Origin of the sequence: Candidatus Poriferisocius sp., from assembly GCF_965219815.1 — a bacterium.
Classification (GTDB): domain Bacteria; phylum Actinomycetota; class Acidimicrobiia; order Acidimicrobiales; family Bin134; genus Poriferisocius.
Genome location: NZ_OZ244791.1, coordinates 583,453 through 609,203 on the forward strand (window position 1 = coordinate 583,453; position 25,751 = coordinate 609,203).

Genomic DNA, 25,751 nt, shown 5'->3' on the forward strand with positions numbered 1-25,751 from the left:
GAGCCTCGTGGGTTGGTGTCGGCCCGGTCTGTCCTCGTGGCGCTTCCTATGACAGGGATCATGGACGCCAGCGGTTGGCCAGTTCGGTCAACGGTTCTAGCAGGAGGTCTTCAGTGCTGATGTCGCCCAGTCGGTCGAGGCGGAAGTCAGGTTCGGTTTCAGTGACCTCGTCGCGCAGGGCGGCGAACCGGTTCCGATAGCCCTCCAACACCTCTTGAGCATTCTCGGGTGACAGGTTTGGCTGGAATCGCACGTGCAGCAGGGTGAGCCCGGTAGTTTGGCGGTCCTTGACTTCGGGGATGAGCACGATGGTCCGGCCGTCGGAACGTCCTCGAGCAGCTTGAACCTGTCGTTCGACTGCCACGAGGTGCTTGCTGCCTCGCAAGGTGGGATCGCGTTCGGCGCGGGAGGCCAATCCCACGGTGATGCCGCCCCGATCGATCACATGAATGGTGGTGCTGGGCGCTTCCGGATCGCCGTTGATGCCGTACCGGATGTACCCGGTGACCTCGGCGACCGCGGGATCGAGGGCGGTCAGAGTGCGCAGGGTTTGGTAGCTGAGCTGATGGCGGGGGGCGCCGGCGTCGAGGGCGGCCCGCACCAGCGGCAGCTCCAACAGCGACTCCTCGGCCCTTGATATCCCGACGGTGACGGTCTTGGCCTGGTGGCGAATGGCGTCCACCGGTCGGGTAAGTTCGCCCACCGCCACAGTGAGCATGGCGGTGAGGTCTTCTAGCACCACCGCGGGGGTGCCCACTCGACCCCGCTCCAGTTGATAGGCGTCGAGGGGGGCGATGCCCAGGGCGTAGCGGTACATGGAGGCCATCTCCGCGGCGGTTCCTGCCTCGAGGCATCCGTTGTAGCGGCCCTGGCGCAAATCTTGGAAGAACCGCTGGGCGGCAGGAGTGAACTGTGAGCGGAGTTTCTCCAGAAGTTGCTGGCTGTCGATGCCAGCGTCATTGTGAGCATCGCTGGAAGCCACCTCGGCCTCGATGGCCGCACGAGTTTCCCGCAGAGGTTGAGCCAGCTCGTCGATGGCCAACGCCGACTCGTAGCCGAACAGGTGGCCCACCATGGTGGCCAGCACAAAGGCCAGATCGGGCGACCCGGTGGTCGGGGTGGCGATCACCTCGGCGGCGGCGTCAAAGCGGGCTTCTGTACCACTGGTGATCACGATGGGTGCGGCCTTGTGGGCTCGGAAGATGGCCACTTCCTTGGCCACGTCGTCGGCGGTGGAGTCGAACAGCCCGGCGGCGCACACCAGAATCAGCGGTTCGGAAGACAGATCGATGTGCTTTTTGTCCTCGGTGGTGTCGCAGGCGATGGACTTGTAGCACAGCTCCGAGAGTTTGATGCGGACTTCCTCGGCGGCAACGCGGTTGAGCCCATTGCCCACGACGGCCCAATAGGTGCGGCCCAGGGCGTGGCGGCGCACGATGTCGGCGATGCGATCGTGCAAGTTGAGCACTTCGGCCATGGCCGCTGGCAGGTCGCGCAGCGAGGCCAGCAGTTGCTGCTGGCGCTCCTGACGACGGGGGTCGGTTGGCTGCCCCCCGTTGGCGGCGTCGGCCAAAGCCACGGCTAACAGCACGCCGGCGGCCACTTGGGCATAGAACGCCTTGGTGGAAGCCACGCTCATCTCCACATCTCGCCCGTCGGAGGTGTAGAGCACCCCGTCGGCTTTGTCGCATAAATCGCTGTTGCGACGGTTGACGATGGCGATGACAGCCGCGTTCCGCCGCCGCACCAAGTCGACGGTGCGGTTGGTGTCGGTGGTGGTCCCCGACTGGCTAATGGCAATGACCAGGGTGTCGCTCATATCAGCCTGCATCCCGAATCCTGATAGCTCGGTGGCCTGGACCGAGCTGACGTGGCGATCAGGCAGCTCCTGACGCAGGAAGTGGGCCAGGCTGTGGGCCGCCACCGCGGCAGTGCCCTGTCCGATGACAATGATGTTGGCGATGCGCCGGTCGGCCATATCCTTCACCAAGCGGTCAGGTAGGCATTCGCGGCCCAACTCCACTCTCAGCGTTGGAGTGGGCTGGTCACTGTCGGTGCTGATGATTCGGCCTCGCAGGGTCTTGCGGAATGACTCGGGCGACTCGGTGATCTCTTTCAGCAAGAAGTGGCGGAATCCTCGGCGGTCAACATCGCGGGTCGTGATCTCGGCGTCGACGATGTCACCGTCGGCCACCGGAAGTGGAGTGCCGTCATAGGAGAATCGCTGGAGGGCAGACAGGTCGCCGGCGTCGTCGCTATTGAGAACCACCACTTGGCCTCGGCTCAAGGCCGTGTTCTCCCGGTCGGATGGAGTTTCTCCATCCATCCGCAGATACCGGCCGGATTGTTCTACCAGGCCGTAGGGCTCACTGGCCACGACGTAGGCATCTTCCGCCGCACCGACATACAGGGCTTGGCCGCTGCCCCGTAATGCCAACAGGAGTTGGCCGGGGTGGGTGGCAGTCTGCCCGGCGATGGCCACTGAGCCGTCGAGGTCGCCCACTGTTCGGAGGAAGGCGTCGATAGGGTTGGCCGAATCGCTCAATCGAGCTGACCAGAGCGTGGGAATGACCTTGGCATCGGTGGTGATGCCGGGGTCAAGGGCCAGGTTGTGGTAGGCGACCAGATCGGTGTGGTTGTCGACGTCGCCGTTCAGAGCACCGATTGCGTAGGGCCTGGAGGGGCCATCGGCCAGTTCGGAGTTGAGTGGGTGGGCGTTGGCCTCGTTGATCATGCCTACGCTGGCCCAGCGAGTGTGCCCGATGACCACGGCAGAGGCCTCTGAAGCGTCCAGCGCGGCGGCCAAGAGCTCGTCGCCGCCGATGGCCGCTCGAAGCGCAGCGGTGTTGTCGCCGAGTTCGCCGATTTCTGCGGCCGCCTTGTAGGTGAAGCTCAAGCAGCCCTCGGCCCAGCGCACCGAACCCGACCGGAACAGCGGGTCGGCAGCCCGCTCGGCCAGCGCGGCGGCCACAGCGGGGGCTGCGGGGTCGAGACCATGGTCGCTGATCAGCAAATGGAGTCCAGCCGAGTCCCGGCCCCGCACCTCCAGGCGGTCGAGCGCCGACAGCGCGATCTGCACCGAGCTGAATGCGGACAGAGCAGCCACACTGGCGTTGGGCCCGGCCAACTCGGCTACCGCATCGGCGGTGTTCAGCCGGTCGTTGCCGATGGCCCACACGGCGTCCTTCATCTCGACCAATGCGGCGTTGACCGCCTCGGTGGCCCGATCGCTCCCCGACCGGTCGAGATCGACCTCCAATCTGCCGACCAGCCGATCGACTTCGCTGAGCGTGGCTCGGATGGTGGCCCGCAGCGGCTTTTCGGCCAACAGCGCCTGAAGCCCAGCGGTGCCTTGGAGCAGGCGGTCAGCCTCAGTCAGGTTGTCGGCCGCTGCTCCGATGCGCCCGGCCAGATCATCGGCGTCGCTCAGGTCGCGCAAAGCCACGACCACCGGGCTCAAAAGGTCGAGGACCTCGGCCGAGGTCGGGGGAACACGCTGTGACCAGCGCCGGACCACCGCGACAATGCCGCACATCTCCCCCAAGGTTAGTGGTGTGGGCCGGAGATAGTCGATGGCGGCCCCGATGACACCGCGATCCAAAGTGTGAGGGTAGGGTAAGGTCCGCCGGGGCTGTAGGAGGATCGTTCTGCCTGTGTTGGCTCCCCTGAGGAAAGCCTCATCGCTTGCAAGGAAGCTGGCTGCGGCGACACTGGCTATTGCCGTGATTGTCTATGGGTTGCTGTACGACCCGCCAGCCGCCGCGGACCCGGACTCTTCCGGCGAGACACCGTCTGCCAATGCACCGCTGCTCGAGGAGAAAGCGAGGCTGAACAAGCTGATCTCAGAACAATCGGTGTTGATAAGCGACTATCGCTGCCGGTTCGATGTGGACATCCAGTACGTGCCTGGAGGATGCCGGGACGGGCAGCCTGCCTACCCAGAGTGGACTTCATTCACATTCATCGGGTCTTACAGAAATATGGATCTGATGAAACTTGAAGATCTTGTGACCGCGCAAGAAGCGCTGTTGAATGCCTACCGCTGCCGGTTCCGCGTCGACATGGATGCCGTTCCCGGGGGATGCGGCCAAACCGACGAAACCGACGACAGTAGTGATGGCGACGACCCCGGCGACACCGAGGACACCGGCGACGTCGGCGATTCAGTGCCTCAAGACGGCTGGAATCCTTTCGACGGCTTCGAATTCAACCATCCTGGCCTGGGCAGACCTCGACAGGTAGGTGTTTTCACCGAATCGATCACAGGAACTTGGCTGTCTGAGGGGGCCAGAGCCGAGTTGCGAGTGGCCTGCTTTTACTTTGACGGTGAAGCGGAAGGGACGCTCAGGGCCTACATCAACTGGAATACGTTCGTCACGTCACGAATAGGGATTTACGACTTGGCACTGGAATTCTCCGGCGGTCAGAGCACGACGTTCGACGCGGTCAACAGCACCATCAATGAGGCCTCCGTTCTGTTCGGTGCGGAAAACTCTGCCCGGTTTGTCCAGTCGATCGTCGACTCGGACGGAGAGACCGTTACGGCATCTGTCTTCATTCCCTTCGGCGGATGGACAATCTCGGCAACGTTCGATCTGAGCGAGTCGGCTACCGCTATCCAGCCAACCATCGATAGATGTCAGGGGTAAGTGGTCCAGTGTTGGCTAGCGGCAACCAGTTCATGGGCGATGGAGTCGGCGGTTTCGACGGTCTCGGCTTCCACCATGATTCGGATGACGGGCTCGGTACCGGAGGGGCGAACTAAGACTCGGCCGCGGGAGCCAAGGATCTTCTCAGCATCAGCCACGGCGGCCGACATGCGGTCAGAGTCGATGGAGCCGGGGTCGATGGGTACGTTGTGGAGCACTTGGGGCATCTTGGTCATGGCTTCGGCGGCTAGGTCGTGCAAGGGCATTTCTCGGCGGGCAACAACGTCGAGGAGCTGCAAGGCGGTGACCAGGCCGTCGCCGGTGGTGGCCAAGGAGGGGAAGATCACATGGCCCGACTGCTCGCCGCCCAGCTCCCAGTCGCCGTCTTGGAGCGCCGCCCACACGTGGCGGTCGCCCACCGGTGTGGTCACCACGTGAATGCCCCGCTGGGCCATGGCTCGGTGAAAGCCCAAGTTCGTCATCACCGTAACCACCACGGTGTTGCCGGGAAGCTGACCCCGTTGATGGCGGTCGGCCGCGCAGATGGCGATGATCTGATCGCCATCGACGAGTTTGCCGGTGTGGTCCACGGCCAGCACTCGGTCGGCATCACCGTCGAAAGTGAGCCCCAAGTCGGCGTTCTGCTCGTGAACGGCCTGGGCGACTGCCTCCGGATGGGTAGAGCCACATTGGCGATTGATGTTTCGGCCATCGGGCTCAGCGTTGATCACGGTGACGGTCACATTGCGCGCTTGGAGCGGGCCGGGAAGGACGGCAGTGGCTGACCCGTGGGCCGCGTCCACTACAACGTGGAGGTCGCGTCCGTCGAAGTGAGCGGTGCTGGCTACCGCGTCCTGGTACTGCTGCAACAGCCCCGACCCATCCGAAGTTCGCTGGGGAGCGCCAATTGTGGACACCGTGCTGCGGTTGGGATCATCCAGAGCCGACTCCAGTGTGGCCTGGGTTTTGTCGTCCAGCTTTCGGCCACCGGGGCTGAACAGCTTGACGCCGTTGTCTGACCATGGGTTGTGCGATGCCGAGACCACTGCGCCTGGGGTGTGATCGTGAGCTGCGGCCCAGGCCACCGCCGGGGTGGGGGCCACCCCCATATCAATAGTGGAAACTCCGACTGCGCTGAAGCCAGCGGCTAAGGCGGCGGCAAAATCGGGGCTGGATTCCCGAGTGTCGCGCCCGATGATTACGGGAGTTGAGGGGTTGAGAACTTCAGCAGCCGCTTGGGCCAGCGCGATGACGTCGTCGGGAAGGAGCTCTTTGTAGGCTCGACCCCGAATCCCGTCGGTTCCAAAGCGCAGCATTGAACTCAGCCCCTGGCCGCGGGGATCCGGCCTAGCGCTTGGAGTACTGAGGTGCCTTGCGGGCTTTCTTCAGGCCGTACTTCTTGGATTCCTTCTTGCGATCGTCACGGGTCAGGAATCCCGCCTGTTTGAGGGTTTCCCGCAACTCGGGGTCGAGTGCAACCAAGCCCCGAGCGATACCCAGTCGCAAGGCCCCGGCCTGGCCGTTGGCCCCGCCACCGTGCATGTTCACGTCGATGTCGTAAACCTCGGCGGTGTTGGTGAGCCGGAGAGGCTCCATGAATGCCATCCGGTGGCTTCGGGAGGGGAAGTAGTCTTCGGCTTGGCGGCCGTTGACAGTCACCTGGCCAGTGCCGTGGCGGAATCCGACTCGGGCCACAGCCCGCTTGCGTCGTCCGGTGGCCTGCGTCAAGGGAACGGACATCAAGAGTCTCCGATGTGGGATCGGGCCCCGGCGATCTCCAAGGGCAGGGGCTTCTGGGCTTCATGGGGATGGGCCGGACCGGCGTACACCTTGAGCTTGCGGAGCATTTGGCGGCCCAAGCGGTTCTTGGGGAGCATCCCCTTCACCGTGCGGCGCACGGTCTCGGCGGGTTGGGTTTCCAGCAGGTGCCCATAGCTGGTTTGGTGCAGACCACCGGGATAGCCGGAATGACGGTACACCTGCTTAGCGGCGGCCTTGTTGCCGGTGAGCACCACCTTGTCGGCGTTCACGATGATCACGTGGTCGCCGGTATCAAGATGGGGCGTGAACTCTGGCTTGTGCTTGCCCCTCAGCACGCGGGCCACTTCGGTGGCCATGCGGCCGAGGACGAGACCCTCGGCGTCGACAACATGCCACGCGCGTTCAATGTCCTTGGTTTTCGGAGAGTAAGTGGGCATCGGCTTTCCTTCAGACGCGATACCGGGAGAAGCAATGATACGGCCCTAACCAGTGAAGTGACAACTGCCCCAACGAGTGCCTCGCCGAAGGATTCACGAGTAGGAAACCGACCAGAGGCAAAGGCCATGAGGTGGGGCCAAATTGGGTACGCCGGAGCGGTCTTTGGCCGCCAAGATTGCGGCCATGGCCTCGGGAGAACGGCGGTCGGCGCCGATGTCCACCAAGATCCCGGTAATGGAGCGGACCATCTGGTGGCAGAAGGAGGAGGCCTCGACCTCGAAGCGCAACAGGTCTTGATCGGCTCGTTGCCAACTCGCCCGATACACCACACGCACCCGGGACTTCTCCGTGCCGTCGGCGGTGTGCTGTCGGCGGCAAAACGAGGTGAAGTCGTGTTCTCCCAGGATGGCAGCGGCAGCTGCGTTCATTTTGCCCACGTCCAGCGGGTGGGAAATGTGCCAGGCAGTGTCGGCCAGGAACGGATCAGGCACTTCCCGATTCAGAATTGAGTAGCGGTAGGTGCGGCTGGTGGCATCGAATCGCGCATCGAAGCTATCGGGAGCGGCTTCTAGAGCGCGGACCACGATGGTAGGGCCCAGCATACGGTTCACCGCAGTGCGGACGCGAAGAAGGTCGGCATCGTCGGGGGCTTCGAAGCTCACCACCTGTTCCCACGCATGAACTCCGGTGTCGGTTCGGCCCGCGCACGTCAGATCAACTGATTGGCGCAAGCACCGGGTGAGGGCTTCGGTGAGGTCGCCGCCTATCGTGCGGACCCCTTCGTTGACCGCGAATCCGTGGAATGACCCGCCGTTGTAGGCGACCGTTGCTCGGACTCGCATGGTTGTCCGCCTACTCCCGTGGAGTTGGACGAGGCTTCACCCCCGTCGCTCGAACCCGCACGGCCGCTTGGCGCGGTTAGACCAGCTCGATGCGGGCCATGGGGGCGTTGTCGCCGTAGCGGGGCCCCAGCTTCAAGATGCGGGTGTAGCCACCGGGCCGGTTGGCGTAGCGAGGGCCGATGTCCACCATCAGCTTGTCGGTGATCTCAGCGTCGCCCAACTGAGCCAAGATCTGACGGTGGTTGTGCCGACCGCCCTTTTTGGCCTTGGTGATCAGTTTTTCGGCCACCGGGCGCATGGCCTTGGCCTTGGCTTCGGTGGTGGTGATGCCCTCAGCGGCGATCAGGGAAGCGACGAGGTTGGCCATCATCAGCTTTTGATGTTGCGAGCTGCCGCCGAAGCGGCGTCCTTTGCGTGGTCGTCCGGGCATGGCGCTTCCTGCTTCTACGAGCGGGGTCCGGCCAGGGCCAGGCCTCGCTCGTCGAGCTTCTCGTTGACCTCGTCCAGCGACTTCTGGCCAAAGTTGGTGATGGCCAGCAACTCGTCCTCGGTGCGGGCCAGCAACTCGCCGATCATGTTGATCTGTGCTCGCTTGAGGCAGTTGCGGGGCCGCTCGGAGAGCTCCAGGTCCTCGATGGGCAGATCCAAATCAGGAGCACCAGCCGGGGCGCTCCCCGCCTCGGCCATGCTCAGACCCTGGGGCTCGTCGCTCATCTCTTCCACCAACTGCACGAGGGTCCGCAGCGTGGCACCGGCGGAGGCCAGCGCTTCCTGGGGGGTGATGGAGCTGTCGGTCTCGATATCAAGCACCAGGCGGTCGAACTCAGTGGACTGCTCCACCCGGGTGGGCTCGACGTTGTAGGCAACTCGACGCACGGGAGAGAAGATGGAGTCAATGGGGATTACGCCGATGGTGGAGTCCACTTTATTGGTCTCCGCTGACACGTAGCCCCGACCCTTGGAAACCGTGATGTCCATGGCCAAGCGCGCCTTGTCGTTCAGCCGGGCGATGACCAAATCGGGATTGAGCACCTCTACGTCGGGGTTGACCGCCAGGCTCGCGCCGGTGACCTCGCCGGGCCCTCGCTGGTCGATGCGAAGCTCAACCGCGTCCTCGCTGTGGCATCGCAAGACGAGATCCTTCAAGTTCAAGATGATGTCGGTCACGTCCTCGGCCACGCCGGTGATCGTGTCGAATTCGTGAAGAGCGTCGTCGAAGCGAACTCGAATCACCGCAGCACCTGGAATTGAAGACAGCAGGGCTCGGCGCAGAGAGTTTCCGAGGGTGTGTCCGAAGCCGGGCTCCAGGGGGCCAACGGCGAACTTCTGGCGGTTGTCTTCGAGCTCGGTAACCGACTCGACGGTGGGTCGTTGCATTACCAGCATGATCCGGCTCCCTCAGTTCTTGAGTTTGAAATGGTGATGGTCAACTTTGTCTTCAGATCGTGTTGCTTGACGGCGGTCTACTTGCTGTAGAGCTCGACGATGAGCTGCTCCCGAACCGGCACATCGATCTGCTCGCGCAGGGGGGCGTCTCGCACGGTGGCCTCGAAGCCGTCGTCGCTCCGGCTCAGCCAGGCTGGCGGGGTGCGGTCGAGCACGTCGAGATTCCACCCCACCACGACCATTTCGCGGGCCTTGTCCCGCAGCGACAGCACATCGTCCTTGCGGAGCCGGTAGCTGGGGATGTTGACCCGGCGACCGTTCACGTTGATGTGGCCGTGGGAGACGAGTTGGCGGGCCTGGGGTCGGGTGGCGCCCCAGCCGAGGCGATACACCACGTTGTCTAGGCGCAGCTCCAGGAACCGCAGCATGTTCTCGCCGGTGACGCCCTTGTGGCGGGCCGCCTCCTTGAAGATGTTGCGGAACTGGCGCTCGTTCAGCCCGTAGGTGTAGCGAGCCTTCTGCTTCTCTTGGAGCTGGAGCAGATATTCCGACACGTTGCCCCGACGGCGGGATCTTCCGTGTTCACCCGGGGGATAGGGACGGCGCTCCAGGGCGATGGTCTCACCCTTGGTGCCCCAAACGTTCACCCCGAGGCGACGTGATACTCGAGATCGCGGACCGGTATAGCGAGACATGTCAAACCCTCCGCCGCTTTGCCGGGCGGCAGCCGTTATGGGGAATGGGGGTGACGTCTTTGATGCCGGTGATCTCGATGCCCACCCCCTGGAGCGAGCGGATGGCGGTCTCACGACCCGAGCCCGGGCCGCGGACATGCACGTCCACCTTGCGAATACCGTGCTCCATGGCCTTGCGGCCCGCTTGCTCGGCAGCCATCTGCGCGGCGAACGGAGTGGACTTGCGGGATCCCTTGAATCCGACGTTGCCAGCCGAGGCCCATGAGATGACATTCCCCTGCTGGTCGGCGATGGTCACGATGGTGTTGTTGAAGGAGCTCTTGATGTGAGCCACCCCGTAGGAGATGTTCTTGCGCTCCCGGCGGCGGGGCCGACGCCCTCCGGCTGATGGCTTGGCCATTAGCGGGAATTCCTTTCCTGCTTCACTTCTTCATCAAGATGCCGCGCTGCCAATTGAAACGGTTGCCTTTGGTGCTTCACTTCTTCATCACCTTCTTCTTGCCGGCAACGGTCTTCTTCGGGCCCTTGCGGGTGCGAGCGTTGGTGTGGGTGCGCTGGCCGCGCACGGGAAGTCCCCGGCGGTGGCGCAGCCCTTGGTAGCAGCCGATCTCCATCTTGCGCTTGACATCCTGGCTGGTCTCTCGGCGGAGGTCGCCTTCCACTCGCAGATTGCCCTCGATGTAGTTGCGCAGCTTGGCCACTTCTTCATCGGTGAGGTCGCGCAGTCGGGTGCTCTCGTCAACCCCGGCCTCCACGCATACCTGGCGAGCCAGGGTCGGCCCAATGCCGTAGATGTAGGTGAGGGAGACAACGGTGCGCTTCTCCCGGGGGATGTCGACGCCGGCGATACGGGCCATCGCTCAGCCCTGCCTCTGCTTGTGACGGGGATTGGAGCAGATCACCCGCACGCGCCCGTGTCGGCGTATGACTCTGCACTTGTCACAGATTTTCTTGACGCTGGGGCGGACTTTCACGGTGTCCTTTCGGTCATTTGTATCGGTAGGTGATTCGACCCCGCTGGAGGTCGTAGGGAGTCAACTCCACTTGGACCCGGTCGCCGGGGAGGATTCTGATGTAGTGCATCCGCATCTTGCCGGAGATGTGGGTCAGCACCTTGTGCCCGTTTTCGAGTTCGACTCGAAACATGGCATTGGGAAGAGACTCGGTAACCGTCCCTTCCATGATGATGGCGTCTTCCTTGTTTTTCGCCAAGGGCGACCTCTCCTGACGTCTTGGCAAGCTGGTGCGGCGAACCGCGCGAATAGCGGCCCACTACGTGAGCCGAACAGCTATGCTATCTGGCCATTTCGACACGAACAAACCGCTAGAGTCCGTCGATCACCTTGGTGAGGCGGGCGAACACTTCGTCTTCAGTGCCCAGCCCGTCGACGACCGCGAGGCATTCCCGTCCCTCAAACCATTCCAGCAGGGGAGCAGTCTCGGCCTCATAGAGGGCGAGACGGCGGTCGATGGCCTCGGTGGTGTCGTCGCCTCGGCCCCGGGCCAGCATTCGCTGGGTGACCTCGTCAATGGGAACGTCGAGGTTGATGGCCAAGTCGGGGCCGCTGCCCCCCAAGATCTCGGCCAGAGCGTCGGCCTGTGCGGTGGTGCGGGGGAAGCCGTCCAGCAGTACACCGTGAGCTTGAATGTCGTCGCTCGACAGCCGCTCATCCACGATCCCGATCATGATGTCGTCGCCCACAAGGTCGCCGGCGTCCATCACCGCCTTGGCCCGCAGCCCCAACTCGGTGCCTGCGGCTACTGCGGCCCGCAGCATGTCGCCGGTGGAGACGTGGATCACCCCATAGCGTTCCGCTAGGAGCGCAGCCTGGGTTCCCTTGCCCGATCCCTGGCGGCCCAAGATGACCAGCACCAACGGCATTACTTCAAGAAGCCCTCGTAATTTCTCATCATGAGCTGGCTGTCGATCTGCTTCATGGTCTCGAGGGCCACACCCACCGCAATGAGCACTGAGATGCCGCTGAAGCTGTAGGCCGTTGCGCTCTGGCTGGGGATGTACTGGGAGAGGGCGATGGCGGGGATGACGGCCACCGCGGCGATGAACAGCGCTCCGGGCAGTGTGATGCGAGACAGGATGCGGCCCAGATAGCGCTCGGTTTGACGACCGGGTCGGATGCCGGGGATGAACCCGCCCTGCTTGCGGATCTGATCGGCCTGCTTGACCGGATCGAAGGTGATGGCAGTGTAGAAGTACGCGAATCCCACGATCATCAGGGCGAAGACGATCAAGTACACCGTGTCGGCGGGATCTCCCAAGTGGGTGTTTACCCAGCTCTGGACGCTCTCCCCCCAAGTGTTGTGGTCGGGGTTGGAGTCAGACGGCAGCACTGCCGACAGCAGGATGGGCAGATACAGAACCGAGCTGGCAAAGATGATCGGGATCACGCCCGACTGGTTCACCTTCAGCGGGATGTAGGTGCTTTGGCCGCCGGCCATGCGACGGCCCACCACCCGCTTGGCGAACTGCACCGGGATCTGCCGTTGGCCGTTTTCCACGAACACGATGGCCACTAGCAAGGCCAGGTACATGAGGGCGATAACGAAGACCGCGCCCCAGCCTTCCGACGCCTTCACCAGGGAGAACTGGTTGGGAATGGTGGAGACCACCGAGGCGAAGATGATCAGCGACATTCCGTTGCCGATGCCCTTTTGGGTGATGAGCTCCCCCATCCACATCAACAGCGCGGTGCCGGCGGTAAGGGTGAGCACCACCAGGAACACTCGGGGGGCGGTGAAGTTGGGCAGCAGATCGATGGCCTGGTTGGCATTGCCGCCGGTGAGGCTGAGCCCGCCTCCGCCGTTGTGGAACAGGAAGGAGAACGAGGTGGCCTGGATGATGGCGATGGCGATGGTCAAATACCGGGTCCACTGGGTGATCTTGCGCTGGCCCACCGCCCCCTGGTTCTGCCATTGCTCGATGCGGGGAATCACCACGCCCAGCACCTGCATGATGATGGACGCGGTGATGTAGGGGAAGATTCCGAGGGCGAAGATGGCGAACTGCGACAAGGCGCCGCCGGAAAAGAAGTTCAGAAGTCCGGTGACACCTCCGGCATCGGCTTGGTTGCGAAGCTGGTCCACGGCATCGAGGTCAACCCCGGGGGAGGGGATGGCCACGCCGAGGCGGAATATCACCAGCATTGACAGGGTGAACAGGATCTTGTTACGCAGGTCGGCGACCCGGAACATATTCGTCACTCTGGTGAGCACGACGACTCCTACTCCTTCGACCCTGTTGGGTTTCGGCTATCGGTTGGTAAGGGCGTTGCCCTTGGCCGGCGGCCGCCCGGTGAAGGGCTTGGGCAATACCTCCACGCTACCGCCTGCGGCAATGATGGCTGCTTTCGCCGACTCGGAGAAGCCGTGGGCCTTCACGGTGACGGCTCGGGTCAGCTCGCCGCGGCCCAGAACTTTGGCCAGAGCACCCTTGTGCAAGAGACCGTGCTCATGCAGCACTTCCGGGGTGATCTCGTCCAGTTCCGTGGCCTCGATCACGTCGAGGTTGATCGCCTGATACTCCACTCGGAACGGGTTCTTGAATCCCCGCAGCTTGGGCACCCGGCGGGCCAGCGGCATCTGGCCGCCCTCGAATCCGACGGGGATCTTGCTCCGGGCCCGCTGCCCCTTGGTTCCCCGGCCTGCGGTTTTGCCTCCCTTTCCGGCGATGCCCCGCGCTTTGCGCTGCGGCCGCTTGCGGGATCCCGGGGCCGGCTTCAGATCGTGAACCTTCATGACTCGTCCGTTTCCTCCCAGGAAATCAAGTGGGACACCTTGTCGATCATCCCCCTGACTTCGGGGGCATCCGCCAAGGTGTTGGTCTGGCCGATGCCTCGCAAACCCAAGGCCCGCAGTGTGCCTCGCTGCTTGGGCCGGGTGCCGATCTGGGATCGGATTTGGGTGACCTTGATGGCCATGGCGGCTACTCCTCTTCGTCCTCGGCCGCAGCAGCAGACTGACGCTCCGACTCCTGGTAGGCAGCGAGCAGGCCGGCGGGCACGAATTCGTCGGCGGGAATCCCCCGCTGACGGGCCACCTCGTCAGGACGCTTGAGGGCCTTGAGCCCGGCGATGGTGGCCCGAGCCACGTTGATGTGGTTGGGGGAGCCCAACGACTTGCACAGCACGTCGCCGATCCCGGCTTCTTCGAGGATCGCTCGAGCGGCGCCTCCGGCGATCACGCCGGTTCCCGGCGCCGCGGGCTTGAGCAGCACCCGACCCGCGCCCATCTCGCCGATCACTGGGTGGGTGATGGTTGACGACGCCAGCGGCACCCGGAACAAGTTGCGCCGGGCCTCCTCGGTTCCCTTCTGTATGGCCAGGGGTACCTCTTTGGCTTTGCCGTAGCCCAAGCCGACCCGGCCGGCACCGTCGCCGATTACCACCAGGGCGGTGAAGGAGAAGCGGCGTCCGCCCTTGACCACCTTGGCCACCCGGTTGATATTGATCACCCGGGAGTCGCGCAGCTGGCCGTCGCCGGTCGGTGTTGCGGTTGAGGTATCAGTCATCAGAACTCCAGTCCAGCCTCTCGAGCTGAATCAGCCAGGGCGGCTACTCGCCCGTGGTAGCGGAAGCCGCCTCGGTCGAACACCACCGCAGTGATGTTCTTCTCCTTGGCCCGTTCGGCGATGAGCTTGCCCACTACCGCGGCACCGGCCACGTTTCCGGTGGGGCCGGATCGCAAATCGGCCTCAGTTGAGGAGGCCGACGCGATGGTGTGGCCTGCGGTGTCGTCGATGAGTTGGGCGATGATGTGACGGTTAGACCGGTACACGGCCAAGCGGGGGCGTTCGGCGGTGCCTCGGATCTTCTTGCGGACGCGGCGATGACGCCGGACCCGGCTTTCGTGTTTGTGCTTAACGCTGCTCATGTCGATTCCCCGACCCTTTACTTGCGTTCCACCAGCAAGTCAGTGCTGGTCTCTCCTTGCCGAATCACTTGGCCGCCTTCCCGGCCTTGCGAATGATCCGCTCGCCGGCGTAGCGAATGCCCTTGCCCCGGTAGGGCTCGGGCTTGCGGATGGCTCGGATGTCGGCCGCGACCTGGCCGACCGCCTGCTTGTCGATTCCCAGCACATAGATGCTCGTCTGGTTCGGTACTTCGAACGTCACGCCATCAGGGGCCTCAACGTGTACCGGATGGCTGAAGCCCAACTGCAGTTCGATCTTGGCGTCACCTTGGGAAATGGCCCGGTAGCCCACTCCCACGATCTCGAGTTCTTTGCGGTAGCCCTCGCTGACGCCGGTGACCATGTTGGCCAACAGCGAACGGCTCAACCCGTGCAAGGCCTTGGTGTTGCGCAGTTCGTCGGCGCGCTCGACGATGACAAAACCATCCTCGATTCGGGCCGAGATGGCTTCGGGGAGGTTGTGCTCCAGCGTGCCGCGGCTGCCGGTCACGGTGACGTGGGCGCCGTCGATGGCCACGTCCACGCCGTCTGGTACCGAGATGGGGTTGCTTCCGACTCGTGACACCTCAGGCCTCCTACCAGACCACGCAGACGACTTCGCCGCCCATGCGGCGGCGGCGAGCCTCGCGGTCGCTCATCAGGCCCTTGCTGGTGGACACGATGGCCACTCCGAGCCCGCCCAGGACTCGAGGGATTTTGTCCGACTTGGAGTACACCCGTAGGCCGGGCTTGGACACCCGGGTAATGCCGGAGATGACGCGCTCCCGCTGATCGGAGTACTTCATGTCGATGGTAAGGGTCTGTCCGGGGCCGGTTTTGGCCTCGGCCACTGCGAAGTTGCTGATGTAGCCCTCCTGCTTGAGAACGTCGGCCAGCGCCACCTTCATCTTGGAGGACGGCATCGTCACCTCATCACGCATGGCGGTGTTGGCATTGCGGATGCGGGTCAACATGTCGGCGATGGGGTCGGTCATAGTCACAGTCGCATCACCTCACCAGCTCTTGGGGATCGGTCATAGTCTCGGTCACCTCACCAGCTCGCCTTGGTCAGGCCGGGAATCTCTCCGGCATGGGCCAGTTCCCTCAGGCACACTCGACACAGGCCGAATTTTCGGTATACGGCCCGGGGTCGGCCGCAGCGGCGGCAGCGGGTGTAACCCCGCACCTTGAACTTCGGCGTTCGCTGTTGCTTCTGTATAAGTGCCTTTTTTGCCATTGAGTTACTGTCCCTCGGCTCGGAATGGGAACGAGAAGGCCTCAAGCAGTGCCCGGCCCTCCTCGTCGGTTCTTGCGGTTGTAACGATTGTGATGTCCATGCCTCTGATGGTGTCGATGGAGTCGTAGTCGACCTCGGGGAAGATGAGCTGCTCAGTGACCCCGAAGGAGTAGTTGCCATTCCCGTCGAAGGAGCGGGGCGAGAGGCCCCGGAAGTCTCGGATGCGGGGGATGGCCAGATTGATGAGGCGGTCCAAGAACTCCCACATGCGGGCCCCCCTCAGGGTGACCTTGGCGCCGATGGGATTTCCCTCGCGGATCTTGAAGTTGGCGATGGACTTCTTGGCCCGGGTGATCACGGGGCGCTGGCCGGCGATGGTGGTCAGATCGGCCACCGCGCCGTCGAGCAGCTTGGCTTGGGCTATGGCTTCACCGACACCCATGTTCACCACGATTTTCTCGAAGCGGGGCACCTCCATGACGTTGTCCAACTCCAACTGCTCTTTGAGGAGGTCGCGGATCTCTGCCCGATACAGGGCTTGAAGCCGGGGGGCGGTTGCAGTGGCAGCCATTACAGATCAACTCCCGTGCGGCGGCAGATGCGGATCTTTCGCCCATCGGTGTCGAACCGGTATCCCACCCGAGTGGGGCGACCGTCGGCCGGGCTGATCACCGCCACGTTGGCGGCTCTGATGGGCATCTCTTTGTCGATGATGCCGGTCTGCATGATTCCCTGACGAGGCCCTTGGTGCTTGGTGGCGATGTTCACACCGTCGACGATCACGGTTCCCTCGGCCGGGAAGGCGAAGACCACCTCGCCCTCCTTGCCGCGGTCTTTTCCGCTGAGCACTCGAACCCGGTCTCCCTTGCGGATCTTCATGGCAGCTACAACACCTCCGGTGCCAGCGACACGATGCGCATGAAGCGCTTGTCGCGCAGTTCCCGGCCCACCGGTCCGAAGATGCGGGTTCCCCGCGGCTGCTGCTGTTCATTGATGAGCACGGCGGCGTTCTCGTCGAAGCGGATGTAGGAGCCGTCTTTGCGACGCTTTTCCTTCTTGGCCCGAACCAATACACAGCGCACCACTTCGCCCTTGCGGACTGCGGCGCCGGGCATGGCGTCTTTGACGGTGGCCACGAACACGTCGCCGATGGTGGCGTAGCGCTTGCGGGACGAGCCCAGCACCCGAATGCACAGCACTTCTTTGGCACCGGAATTGTCGGCCACTTTGACCCGGGTCTCTTGTTGGATCATCGGGCACGCTCCACGATCTCCAGCAGCCGCCACCGCTTGGTCTTGGAGAGGGGGCGGGTTTCCTGCACCCGCACCCGATCGCCCACTGCGAGCTCATTGGACTCGTCGTGGACGTACAGCCGGGTGGTGCGCTGCACGGTCTTGTTGTAACGGCGATGTCGGACGCGGTCGGTGGAAACCACCACCGCGGTCTTGTCCATGGACACTGACGTCACCATCCCCTCCCGCACCTTGCGGCGGTTGGGCCGGGTTTCGGCCTGCGTCTCAGTTGTCGGGTCAGCTGCCATGGCTGCCTCGTTCGTTTCAACGTTGGGGTCAGCCACTGCCGGCCTCCTGCATCTGGGCTTCAAGCGCCTCTGCGGCTTGGATCTCCCGCATCCGCAGCTCGGTCATGGCCCGGGCCACTTCCTTTTTGGCCTGCTTCAGGCGGGCGGTGTTGTCCAAGCGGCCGGTGACGATTTGGAAGCGGAGCTTGAACACCTCTTCTTTGGCCTCGTCCAGTTGCTCGATGAGATCGGCGTCGCTCAGGTTCTGCCAGTTGGTCATTCGGGCCATAGCTACCGCCTCTCCCAGCACCAGGTGGTTTCGCAAGTCATGGCGATCAGCCCTCCTGGCGCTCGACGAATCGAGCTTTGATCGGGAGCTTCTGGATTCCCCGCTCAATGGCCGTTTTGGCCACCTCGCGGTCGTGGTAGGACAGTTCGAACAGGATGCGGCCTGGTTTCACGACCGCCACCCAGCGCTCGGGATTGCCCTTGCCCGAGCCCATGCGGGTTTCCGCCGGCTTCTCGGTTACCGGCTTGTCGGGGAAGATGTTGATCCAAACCTTGCCGCCCCGCCGAATGTGGCGGGTGATGGCGATACGGGTGGCTTCTATCTGGCGCGCCGTGATCCACCCCGGTTCGAGGGCCTTGATGCCGTACTCGCCGAAAGTCACCGTGGTGCCGCCTTTGGCGATGCCTTTGGTCCGGCCTCGATGGTGTTTGCGGTGCTTGACCTTTTTGGGCATCAACATGGCTGGTCCTGGCCCTTGCGGTGGTGGATGGTGTCGGGAGTCAACATGGCGGATCAGTCGGCATCGCCGGGGCGGAAGTGCGGCGTCTCGCGGTGCTCGCGGGTGGTGCGGAGGATGTCCTCCTCCTCCTCGAGCAACTTCTCGAACTCTGGATCGGCTTCTTTGATCAGCGGGGCGGGTTCTTCGGTGTCCTCGGGCCGGTCGAGGTCGGTTTGGCGCGGGGCCGCGGCCGACGAGACCACTGCCCGGGGCTTTTGGGTGCCGGATGCCTCACCCACCGCCATGGCCGCCTCTCGGCTGATCTTGTCCTCGGCTTGGGTTTTATAGGGGAGGATATCGCCCTTGTAGATCCACACCTTCACCCCGATGCGGCCGTAGGTGGTGTGGGCTTCTCTGAAGCCATAGTCGATGTCGGCCCGAAGGGTATGCAGGGGAACCCGGCCTTCCCGGTACCACTCGGTGCGAGCCATCTCCGAACCGCCCAAACGGCCGGAGCACTGCACCCGGATGCCAAGAGCGCCGGCTTTCTGGGCGTTTTGGACCGCTCGCTTCATGGCTCGGCGGAAAGCCACCCGGTTGGCCAGCTGATCGGCCACTCCCTGGGAAATGAGGGCGGCGTCCAGTTCGGGCTGCTTGATCTCCTGGATATTGAGCTGGACCCGGTTGTTGCCGGTGATCTTGGCCAGGCCGTTGCGCAACCGATCGGCCTCGCTGCCCCGGCGCCCGATGACGATTCCCGGTCGGGCGGTGTGGACGTCTACTCGCAGCCGATCGCGAGTGCGCTCGATCTCGATGCGACTGATGGCGGCGTGGGGCAGCTCCGTCATCAGGTAGTCGCGAACTTTCCAGTCTTCGATGATGAAGTCGCCGTACTCTCGCCGGTTGGCAAACCAGCGCGATTTCCAATCGGTGGTAACCCCGAGTCGGAACCCGTAGGGATTGATCTTCTGGCCCATCAGGATTCCTTCTCGTCTTCGTCGGTCTCGTTGTCTTCTTCGGCTCCGGCTACCGCGGCCGTTTCGTCGCCATCGTCATCGGTCTCGTCTTCGTCGGTCTCTACCTCGTCAGCAGCGTCTTCAACATCTTCCGCCAAGGCCTCGTCGTCGAGCTCTTCCTCGAACGCCTCGATGTCGTCCTCGTCTTGCTCTAGCTCGTCTGCCCTTGCTGCGTCGCGCTCCCGGCTGGCCGCCACTCGGCGACGGCGGGCTTCGGCGGCCGAACTGCGCCGACCGGAGCCCTTGAGGGCCATGCGGGCATCGATGGCGGCCAACTCCTCGTCGGAGTAGCGGGCCACTACCACGGTGATGTGGCAGGTCCGCTTGCGAATGCGGGTGGCCCGACCTCGGGCTCGCGGCCGCCAGCGCTTCAGCGTGGGGCCCTCATCGGCGTAGCAGGCGGCGACAAACAACTCGTCGCCGTCGAGATCGTCGTTGTGCTCGGCATTGGCCACCGCGGAGTCGAGGCACTTGGCGATCGTGTCGGAGATGCGCCGCTCGGAGAAGGTCAAAATCTCCCGAGCCTCGGAGTACGACTTACCTCGGACCAAGTCGAGCACCTCTCGGGCCTTGAAGGCCGACGAACGCACATACCTGGCCACGGCCCGGCTGCCCGGGCGGGTTTCGGTGCCCACGGCGACCGCGGCCATCAGCGACGGGCTCCCCGCTCTTGGCCGGCGTGGGCCCGGAACGTGCGAGTGGGGGCGAACTCGCCCAGCTTGTGGCCCACCATCGACTCGGTGATGTACACCGGCACGTGCTTGCGTCCGTCGTGGACCGCGATGGTGTGGCCCACCATGTCGGGGATGATGGTGGAGCGGCGGGACCACGTCCGGATGACCTGCTTGTTGTTCTGGTCGTTGAGCGCATCGACCTTGCGCAACAAGTGGCCGTCAACGAACGGACCCTTCTTCAAACTCCTGGGCATGTGCGGTCCCCCTTAGCGACGCTTGCCGCGAGTACGGCGTCGTCGAACGATCATCTGCTGAGACTTCTTCTTGTTGCGAGTACGGCCCTCGGGCTTGCCCCAAGGGGACACCGGGTGGCGTCCACCGGAGGACTTGCCCTCACCACCGCCCAGCGGGTGGTCCACGGGGTTCATGGCTACGCCTCGGGTCTGGGGCCGCACCCCCTTCCAGCGGGCTCGGCCGGCTTTGCCCAGCTTGATGAGCTCAGCCTCGGCGTTGCCCACCTCTCCTACGGTGGCCCGGCAGTCGATGGGCACTCGGCGCATCTCGGTACTGGGCAGTCGAATGGTGGCGAAGCTGCCCTCTTTGGCCACGAGTTGGGCGCTGGCCCCGGCAGAACGGGCCATGCGGGCGCCGCCGCCGGGCTTTAGCTCAACGGCGTGGACCGTGGTGCCCACCGGGATATAGCGCAACGGCAGGGCGTTGCCCGGCTTGATCTCGGAGCCGGGACCGTTCTGCAAGATGTCGCCCACACCCACGCCTTCAGGCGCCAAGACGTAGCGCTTCTCTCCATCGTGGAAGTGCAGCAACAGGATGCGGCAGTTGCGGTTGGGGTCGTATTCCACCGAGGCCACGGTGGCCGGGACGCCGTCTTTGGCCCGCTTGAAGTCGATCACGCGATAGCGCTGCTTGTGACCGCCGCCCCGGTGACGGGAGGTCATGCGGCCGTGGTTGTTGCGCCCGCCGGTGCTGGGCTTCTTGACGACTAGGGATCGCTCCGGCTTTGTGGTGGTTATGCCGGAGAAGTCCGACACGGTCTGAAAGCGTCGGCCGGGGCTGGTGGGATTTCGTCTACGTACTGCCATGATGTGCCTCAGACGTCGAACAAACGCGGTTGGTGGCTTGGGTCGCTGGTCTAAACATCGAACAATTCGATCTCGTCGCCTTCGGCCAGTGTGACCAATGCCCGCTTGGTGTCGGGTTTGCGGCCGAAGGTGGGGCTGCGCCGGTTGCGGCGGCGCTTGCCCTTGCGGTTCATGGTGTTGACCTTGAGAACGGTGACATCGAACAGCGACTCGATGGCGTCTTTGATCTCAGGCTTGGAGGCAGTGGGGTGAACCCGGAAGGTGTAGACGTTGGACTCCAGCAGTTCGTAGGACTTCTCCGAGACCACCGGGGCGAGCACCACATCGCGGGGATCCTTCATGATTCGGCCTCCCCGCCGTCATCGGCCTCGTCGGCTTCTGCTTCGACTGAGGTGTTGGCGGGCAGGGTGTCGAGGGTGAATACCACCACATCGGACACCAGCACGTCGTAGGCATTCAGCTCTCGGGGGCTTATGAGATGGACGTGGGGGAGGTTGCGGAAGCTCTTCCACACGTCTGCCTCGTCGCTCTCGGCCACCAGAAGCACTCGACCTTCTACCTTCAATGCGTCGAGTGCGGCCGTCGCATCTTTGGTGCGGGGAGACTCGAACCGCCAGCGGTCCACTACCACTACCTTCTCGTCGCGGGCTCGATCGGACAGCGCCGATCGGAGGGCCAAGCTGACCATCTTCTTGGGTGTGCGCTGACGGTAACTTCGGGGCTTGGGACCGAGGGCCACGCCCCCTCCCCGCCATTGGGGGTTGCGGGTGGAGCCGTGACGGGCCCGACCCGTGCCCTTCTGACGCCACGGCTTGCCGCCACCGCCTCTGACTTCGGATCTGGTCTTGGTGCTCTGGGTGCCCCGGCGCCGGGCTGCCAATTGGGCGGTGACCACCTGGTGCATGACGGCCACGTTGGGCTCTATGCCGAACACTTCGGGGTCTAGGTCCACTGACCCGGTTTTCCGCCCGGAGGAGGGGTTGCGAACGGTGACGGAGTGCATTTGCCGCACAGGCGCCTCGTCAACGGGGGTGGTGGTCATGGTCATTTCGCCCCGTTCTTGACCGCGCTGCGGATCAACACGGTGGATCCTCGCCGGCCGGGAACCGAGCCCTTGAGCAAGATCAGATCGTTTTCGGCATCCACCTGTACTACCTGGAGGTTCAGCGTGGTGACCTTCTCGGCGCCCGCTCGCCCGGGCATCTTCTTGCCTCGGAAAATCCTCGAAGGGGTGGCGCACTGGCCGACCGCGCCGGGCTTGCGGTGTACTTTGTGGGCACCGTGGCTGGCCTTTTGACCGCTGAAGTTGTGCCGCTTCATGACCCCGGAGAAGCCCTTGCCCTTGCTGACGCCGGTGACATCTACCAACTCGCCCCCGTCGAACACGTCGACCCCGATCTCCTGGCCAGCCTCGTAGGTGCCCACGTCGTCGAGGCGCAGCTCGACCAGCTTGCGGCCCGGAGCGACACCCGCCTTGTCCAAATGGCCTCGCGCCGGCTGGGTCAGCCGATCGGGGCTCTGGGTTCCGTAGGTGACCTGAAGGGCCGAATAGCCATCGGTCTCCGGCCGTTTGACCTGCACAATGCGGCAGGGCTCAACCCGCAGCACGGTAACGGGAACGACGCGGTCGTTCTCGTCCCACACCTGGGTCATTCCTACTTTTTCGCCGACAATCGCCTTGGCAACCATCGCGACCCTGCCTTCACGCAAACGCTCCGCACGGGTGCAGACCCACTTGGTGGGACTCTCCGGCGGAGCGGGCTTCGGTTGTGCCGTCCGGTTCCCGGAGCAGGGTGATTGCACCTTGCAGGCCTAGACGGACGTCGTTTGACACGAACAGTGCCGACCGGAGCCAGCACGAAATTGAAATGATAGCGGTTGCTGGTGGAATAGCCAAATCCCCAATAGGGCGAAAGGCGAGGGTTAACGTGAAACCGTGGACGAAGTTTCGCCTGAAGAGACACCGTCCCGGAAAGTACCGCCATGGCTATTTCGGGCCATCCTGACCGGCGCGGCCGCTCTCGGCGGGCTGTACGTGCTGGGGTGGCTGATCGCGGAGTTGAAGACGCTCATCGTGATCTTGCTGGTGTCATTCTTCCTGTCTTTCGCGCTGGAGCCTGCGGTGAACCGCATGGAGAGGACGGGCATTCGCCGAGGTGTCGGCACCGGAATCATGTTCCTGGCGTTGCTGGCCGCAGTGGGATTGTTTCTGTGGGCCATTGGCACGGTGCTGGCCGACCAGATAGGCGAGTTCGCCGACGACGCACCCGGGTACATCAACGACATAGAGGACTGGCTGGAGGACACATTCGACATTGAGGTCGACGCCCAAGGGCTGCTTGATGAGTTTCAAGAGGGTGGCGCAGTGGCCAACTTGGCCACCCGGCTAGCCGACAATCTGATCAATCTCGGTGCCACCGTCTTGCAGGTCTTATTCCAGATCCTGACTATCGCGTTGTTCACGTTCTATCTGGTGGCCGAAGGCCCCAAACTGCGCCGCAACATCTGCTCCCTGCTGTCGCCCGAACATCAGCGACAGGTGCTGAGCATCTGGAACCTGGCGATCGACAAGACCGGGGGGTACATCTACAGCCGGCTGATCTTGGCGGTGATCTCGTTCTTGGTCCACTGGCTGGTGTTCTGGCTGGTGGGAGCGCCGTTCCCGATGCCGATGGCCATGTGGGTGGGCCTGATATCGCAGTTCGTCCCGGTTATTGGCACCTACATTGCCGGGGCGCTGCCCGTGATCATCGGGCTGTTGGACCAGCCGTCCACAGGCCTGGCCATATTGGTCGCCATTGTGGTGTACCAGCAGGTGGAGAACTACCTGCTCCAGCCCAAGGTGACCGCCCACACCATGGAGATCCACGTGACCGTGGCCTTTGGATCAGTGATTGTCGGAGGACTGCTGCTAGGGGCGGTGGGGGCGGTCCTGGCCCTTCCCGCGGCCGCCACCATCCAGGCCTTTTTGGCCAGCTATCTCGAACGGCATGAAGTGGTGCAGGAGCTCGAAGACGCCGAAGCGGCCCAGCATCCGGACCGCGAGCCCCTAGGGGATCGCATCCGCCACCTGATGGACCGGGTGTTCACTCCAAAATAACGGGTTAGCCCCGATCAGGAGCAGGCGGCGAGGGCGGCGTCGTAATCGGGCTCGGTGGCGATGGCGCCTACCAACTCGGTGTGGGCCACGGTGCCGTCGGGGGCGATGACTACTACCGCTCGGGCGGTGAGGCCGGACAGGGGGCCGTCGACCATCTCCACGCCGTAGTCGTCCAAGAATTCGCGGTTGCGGAAAATGGAGCCGATGGTCACGTTCTCGATGCCCTCAGCCCCGCAGAACCGGGACCCGGCGAAGAAGCTATAACCGAATAGCTGGAGATGGAGCGTCAACTGTCCAGTCTTCGGGCTGGGTTGCGTTGCAGCGAAAAGTCACGCGTCCAGGTTCGACTGACAATCGCTCAAATCGTCGGGTTGCTTCTTCAATTGTCTTACTGACAGCACGAGGGCGTCGCCTCGGGCGTGCAAAGGCCTTGTCGCGAGTAAGCCAAGCCTGAGATGTCAGGGCCACGATTCGAGCACGGTCGGTGTCTCGGGGCAGATTCGCGGACCCCTGTTTGAAGGGAGTAATGCCAGCAAGTGGAAAGGGCACAAGCAGGTCATCCCACATAACTTGATCGTGCGCGTCCTCCGAGCCGTGATGAGGGATCTTGACCAAATGAGCCTTCTTAGTTGGTCTGCCGCTGGATCTAGCGATGGCCTGCCAACCTCGCAATTCGTCGGAAGACCGTTCTAGGTCAGCGCCTAGTAGGGCGATTACGTCCCCCACTTGTACCCAGACCACAACTGATGATGGATTTCTCTTCGGTCGGGGGATAGTACGTTTGGGTTGGCCAGTCTCTGCAATGAGAGCGCTGAAGCCAGACAAGGCTTCCGCTACTGAAGCACTGCTCGGAGACAACACCCAGATTTCGCAATTCGGAGTCTGGCTTTCTTGACGTTGATGGATTCTTGAATCTGCCGACACAAGTTCTGGTGCGTCTCTCCCAGAATTATCGAGGAGGGTCCATGTTTTCCACATCTCCCTTACACCCGATGATTGCTCAGTAAGGGAATCTGGGTCCGAAGCGGCGAGCATCATGAATTCGTCATTTTCGAGGGCGGCCGAATGGAGCACTCTGGCCTCTGAACACTCCCCTACGAGTTCGGCAAAGCCGCGAATGTGATCATCGTGCCAGTGAGTGGCGATAACCCAGCGGACAGCACTTGAGGGCACGCCCAGAGATGCCAAGTAAGCGAGCGCCGCGGGATGACCAGCTTGTGTCACACAGGAGTCGACGATAAGCCATTCACCTCTGCCCACATGTAGAACGCAGCATTCCCCCCGGCCTGGGCCGAGGAGGGTTAATTCGATTTCATCAACCTCTGGGGGCTGAAGAGTCACCATCCGAAACGGTTTCGAAGCTCCTTGGCGCGGTCAGCTGCTCTCTGCAAGTCCGTCCCACTCCAAGCAGGCAGACGACGAAATACAAGAACAGATGAACGGCTCCGCTCTCCAGAAGGTTCGGTACGGTAACCGACGCTCCAGTAGAAGACTGCACCTGGTGTAACAAGGTCGAGGTCGCCGCGACTCACTTCTTCAAGATCGAACTCAGCCTCCTCTTCCACTGATGGCTCCAGAACATCTAGGAGGACAGCAGTGAAGGTAGAGCCATCAACCTCCGTTACTTGACCTTCCCACTTCTGGAGGGCATCGAAACGCGGTTGGGTCTGGATGCGCTCCGGCAGCAGGACAGGTGGAACA

General features: G+C 63.3%; 35 protein-coding genes and 3 pseudogenes. 2 read left to right on the plus strand and 36 right to left on the minus strand.

The genetic code is table 11. From position 1 onward, the window contains the following. Positions 1-58 precede the first annotated feature (58 nt). Entirely contained in the window at positions 59-3,601 is a 3,543-nt protein-coding gene (locus tag ACOQPI_RS02850) for an SIS domain-containing protein (protein ID WP_420618203.1), read from the minus strand. A 52-nt stretch (positions 3,602-3,653) separates the two neighbouring features. Between ACOQPI_RS02850 and ACOQPI_RS02855 the strand changes: the two genes are divergently transcribed. Continuing rightward, positions 3,654-4,649: a hypothetical protein gene (locus ACOQPI_RS02855; RefSeq protein ID WP_420618204.1), complete on the plus strand. Its 996-nt coding sequence runs from the start codon at positions 3,654-3,656 to the stop codon at positions 4,647-4,649. On the opposite strand, the gene glmM is transcribed toward ACOQPI_RS02855, so the two are convergent. From glmM to rplC, 33 genes and pseudogenes are all read right to left on the minus strand, one after another. Continuing rightward, entirely contained in the window at positions 4,640-5,965 is a 1,326-nt protein-coding gene (gene glmM, locus ACOQPI_RS02860; RefSeq protein WP_420618205.1) for a phosphoglucosamine mutase, read from the minus strand. The two genes, ACOQPI_RS02855 and glmM, sit on opposite strands and share 10 nt — an antisense overlap. A 31-nt stretch (positions 5,966-5,996) precedes the next feature. Then, a complete protein-coding gene (rpsI, locus tag ACOQPI_RS02865; protein ID WP_420618206.1) occupies positions 5,997-6,389 on the minus strand; it encodes a 30S ribosomal protein S9 in 393 nt (130 codons plus the stop codon). Further along, positions 6,389-6,847: a 50S ribosomal protein L13 gene (gene rplM, locus ACOQPI_RS02870; RefSeq protein WP_420618207.1), complete on the minus strand. Its 459-nt coding sequence runs from the start codon at positions 6,845-6,847 to the stop codon at positions 6,389-6,391. The genes rpsI and rplM overlap by 1 nt, the downstream gene beginning before the upstream one ends. Before the next feature lie 93 nt (positions 6,848-6,940). After that, positions 6,941-7,690: a tRNA pseudouridine(38-40) synthase TruA gene (gene truA, locus ACOQPI_RS02875; protein ID WP_420618208.1), complete on the minus strand. Its 750-nt coding sequence runs from the start codon at positions 7,688-7,690 to the stop codon at positions 6,941-6,943. Positions 7,691-7,769: 79 nt separating this feature from the next. After that, positions 7,770-8,120 (minus strand): annotated as a pseudogene (gene rplQ, locus ACOQPI_RS02880) (50S ribosomal protein L17); the annotation flags it as partial. Between the two features lie 14 nt (positions 8,121-8,134). Next, positions 8,135-9,076, minus strand: a complete 942-nt coding sequence (locus ACOQPI_RS02885; protein ID WP_420618209.1) for a DNA-directed RNA polymerase subunit alpha — start codon at positions 9,074-9,076, stop codon at positions 8,135-8,137. Positions 9,077-9,153: 77 nt separating this feature from the next. Next, on the minus strand, positions 9,154-9,771 hold the full coding sequence (rpsD, locus tag ACOQPI_RS02890; protein WP_420618210.1) for a 30S ribosomal protein S4: 618 nt from the start codon (positions 9,769-9,771) through the stop codon (positions 9,154-9,156). 1 nt (position 9,772) lies between these two features. Then, the gene (rpsK, locus tag ACOQPI_RS02895) at positions 9,773-10,171 is read right to left on the minus strand and encodes a 30S ribosomal protein S11 (protein WP_419849598.1); all 399 of its coding nucleotides are present in this window, start codon (positions 10,169-10,171) and stop codon (positions 9,773-9,775) included. 76 nt (positions 10,172-10,247) lie between these two features. Further along, positions 10,248-10,628 (minus strand): 30S ribosomal protein S13, encoded by a 381-nt coding sequence (gene rpsM, locus ACOQPI_RS02900; RefSeq protein ID WP_420618211.1) that lies wholly within the window; start codon positions 10,626-10,628, stop codon positions 10,248-10,250. 3 nt (positions 10,629-10,631) lie between these two features. Continuing rightward, on the minus strand, positions 10,632-10,745 hold the full coding sequence (gene rpmJ, locus ACOQPI_RS02905) for a 50S ribosomal protein L36 (protein ID WP_419845008.1): 114 nt from the start codon (positions 10,743-10,745) through the stop codon (positions 10,632-10,634). A gap of 13 nt (positions 10,746-10,758) precedes the next feature. Further along, a complete protein-coding gene (gene infA, locus ACOQPI_RS02910; RefSeq protein WP_419845009.1) occupies positions 10,759-10,983 on the minus strand; it encodes a translation initiation factor IF-1 in 225 nt (74 codons plus the stop codon). Positions 10,984-11,095: 112 nt separating this feature from the next. Beyond that, positions 11,096-11,653 carry an adenylate kinase gene (locus ACOQPI_RS02915; protein WP_420618212.1) on the minus strand — a complete coding sequence of 186 codons (558 nt, stop codon included), beginning with the start codon at positions 11,651-11,653 and terminating at the stop codon, positions 11,096-11,098. After that, entirely contained in the window at positions 11,653-13,002 is a 1,350-nt protein-coding gene (gene secY / locus ACOQPI_RS02920) for a preprotein translocase subunit SecY (RefSeq protein WP_420434406.1), read from the minus strand. The genes ACOQPI_RS02915 and secY overlap by 1 nt, the downstream gene beginning before the upstream one ends. A 36-nt stretch (positions 13,003-13,038) precedes the next feature. Continuing rightward, positions 13,039-13,524, minus strand: coding sequence for a 50S ribosomal protein L15 (rplO, locus tag ACOQPI_RS02925; protein WP_420618213.1), 486 nt, complete (start codon positions 13,522-13,524; stop codon positions 13,039-13,041). Next, positions 13,521-13,706, minus strand: coding sequence for a 50S ribosomal protein L30 (rpmD, locus tag ACOQPI_RS02930; RefSeq protein ID WP_420618214.1), 186 nt, complete (start codon positions 13,704-13,706; stop codon positions 13,521-13,523). Before rpmD ends, rplO begins: the two co-directional genes overlap by 4 nt. Before the next feature lie 5 nt (positions 13,707-13,711). Next, positions 13,712-14,242, minus strand: a pseudogene (gene rpsE / locus ACOQPI_RS02935) (30S ribosomal protein S5); the annotation flags it as partial. 53 nt (positions 14,243-14,295) lie between these two features. After that, positions 14,296-14,658: a 50S ribosomal protein L18 gene (gene rplR / locus ACOQPI_RS02940; RefSeq protein ID WP_420618215.1), complete on the minus strand. Its 363-nt coding sequence runs from the start codon at positions 14,656-14,658 to the stop codon at positions 14,296-14,298. A gap of 64 nt (positions 14,659-14,722) precedes the next feature. Then, a complete protein-coding gene (gene rplF / locus ACOQPI_RS02945) occupies positions 14,723-15,262 on the minus strand; it encodes a 50S ribosomal protein L6 (protein WP_420618216.1) in 540 nt (179 codons plus the stop codon). Positions 15,263-15,272: 10 nt separating this feature from the next. Then, positions 15,273-15,677 (minus strand): 30S ribosomal protein S8, encoded by a 405-nt coding sequence (gene rpsH, locus ACOQPI_RS02950; protein ID WP_420618217.1) that lies wholly within the window; start codon positions 15,675-15,677, stop codon positions 15,273-15,275. 50 nt (positions 15,678-15,727) lie between these two features. Next, the gene (locus tag ACOQPI_RS02955; RefSeq protein WP_420618218.1) at positions 15,728-15,913 is read right to left on the minus strand and encodes a type Z 30S ribosomal protein S14; all 186 of its coding nucleotides are present in this window, start codon (positions 15,911-15,913) and stop codon (positions 15,728-15,730) included. Between the two features lie 4 nt (positions 15,914-15,917). Next, positions 15,918-16,484, minus strand: coding sequence for a 50S ribosomal protein L5 (rplE, locus tag ACOQPI_RS02960; RefSeq protein ID WP_420618219.1), 567 nt, complete (start codon positions 16,482-16,484; stop codon positions 15,918-15,920). Further along, complete coding sequence (rplX, locus tag ACOQPI_RS02965; protein ID WP_420618220.1) at positions 16,484-16,792, minus strand: 50S ribosomal protein L24; 309 nt, start codon at positions 16,790-16,792, stop codon at positions 16,484-16,486. Before rplX ends, rplE begins: the two co-directional genes overlap by 1 nt. 5 nt (positions 16,793-16,797) lie before the next feature. After that, positions 16,798-17,166, minus strand: a complete 369-nt coding sequence (gene rplN / locus ACOQPI_RS02970; protein ID WP_419849611.1) for a 50S ribosomal protein L14 — start codon at positions 17,164-17,166, stop codon at positions 16,798-16,800. Then, positions 17,163-17,453: a 30S ribosomal protein S17 gene (gene rpsQ, locus ACOQPI_RS02975; protein WP_420620977.1), complete on the minus strand. Its 291-nt coding sequence runs from the start codon at positions 17,451-17,453 to the stop codon at positions 17,163-17,165. The genes rplN and rpsQ overlap by 4 nt, the downstream gene beginning before the upstream one ends. A 28-nt stretch (positions 17,454-17,481) precedes the next feature. Further along, positions 17,482-17,757: a 50S ribosomal protein L29 gene (gene rpmC / locus ACOQPI_RS02980; RefSeq protein ID WP_420618221.1), complete on the minus strand. Its 276-nt coding sequence runs from the start codon at positions 17,755-17,757 to the stop codon at positions 17,482-17,484. A 10-nt stretch (positions 17,758-17,767) separates the two neighbouring features. After that, positions 17,768-18,181, minus strand: coding sequence for a 50S ribosomal protein L16 (gene rplP / locus ACOQPI_RS02985; protein WP_420618222.1), 414 nt, complete (start codon positions 18,179-18,181; stop codon positions 17,768-17,770). Between the two features lie 53 nt (positions 18,182-18,234). Continuing rightward, complete coding sequence (gene rpsC, locus ACOQPI_RS02990; protein ID WP_420618223.1) at positions 18,235-19,137, minus strand: 30S ribosomal protein S3; 903 nt, start codon at positions 19,135-19,137, stop codon at positions 18,235-18,237. Further along, on the minus strand, positions 19,137-19,826 hold the full coding sequence (rplV, locus tag ACOQPI_RS02995; protein WP_420618224.1) for a 50S ribosomal protein L22: 690 nt from the start codon (positions 19,824-19,826) through the stop codon (positions 19,137-19,139). Before rplV ends, rpsC begins: the two co-directional genes overlap by 1 nt. Further along, on the minus strand, positions 19,826-20,104 hold the full coding sequence (gene rpsS / locus ACOQPI_RS03000; RefSeq protein ID WP_419849616.1) for a 30S ribosomal protein S19: 279 nt from the start codon (positions 20,102-20,104) through the stop codon (positions 19,826-19,828). The genes rplV and rpsS overlap by 1 nt, the downstream gene beginning before the upstream one ends. 12 nt (positions 20,105-20,116) lie before the next feature. Beyond that, positions 20,117-20,950 (minus strand): 50S ribosomal protein L2, encoded by an 834-nt coding sequence (rplB, locus tag ACOQPI_RS03005; protein WP_420618225.1) that lies wholly within the window; start codon positions 20,948-20,950, stop codon positions 20,117-20,119. A gap of 50 nt (positions 20,951-21,000) precedes the next feature. After that, positions 21,001-21,291 (minus strand): 50S ribosomal protein L23, encoded by a 291-nt coding sequence (rplW, locus tag ACOQPI_RS03010; protein WP_420618226.1) that lies wholly within the window; start codon positions 21,289-21,291, stop codon positions 21,001-21,003. Next, positions 21,288-21,953, minus strand: coding sequence for a 50S ribosomal protein L4 (gene rplD / locus ACOQPI_RS03015; RefSeq protein ID WP_420620978.1), 666 nt, complete (start codon positions 21,951-21,953; stop codon positions 21,288-21,290). The genes rplW and rplD overlap by 4 nt, the downstream gene beginning before the upstream one ends. 41 nt (positions 21,954-21,994) lie before the next feature. Next, positions 21,995-22,639, minus strand: a complete 645-nt coding sequence (rplC, locus tag ACOQPI_RS03020) for a 50S ribosomal protein L3 (protein ID WP_420618227.1) — start codon at positions 22,637-22,639, stop codon at positions 21,995-21,997. A 247-nt stretch (positions 22,640-22,886) separates the two neighbouring features. On the opposite strand from rplC, the gene ACOQPI_RS03025 reads away from it, so the two are divergent. Then, the gene (locus tag ACOQPI_RS03025; RefSeq protein ID WP_420618228.1) at positions 22,887-24,050 is read left to right on the plus strand and encodes an AI-2E family transporter; all 1,164 of its coding nucleotides are present in this window, start codon (positions 22,887-22,889) and stop codon (positions 24,048-24,050) included. Between the two features lie 14 nt (positions 24,051-24,064). Here the strand turns inward: ACOQPI_RS03025 and ACOQPI_RS03030 are convergent. Beyond that, positions 24,065-24,304: pseudogene (locus ACOQPI_RS03030) on the minus strand (redoxin family protein); the annotation flags it as partial. Positions 24,305-24,308: 4 nt separating this feature from the next. Beyond that, complete coding sequence (locus ACOQPI_RS03035) at positions 24,309-25,394, minus strand: MBL fold metallo-hydrolase (RefSeq protein WP_420618229.1); 1,086 nt, start codon at positions 25,392-25,394, stop codon at positions 24,309-24,311. Positions 25,395-25,751: the final 357 nt, after the last annotated feature.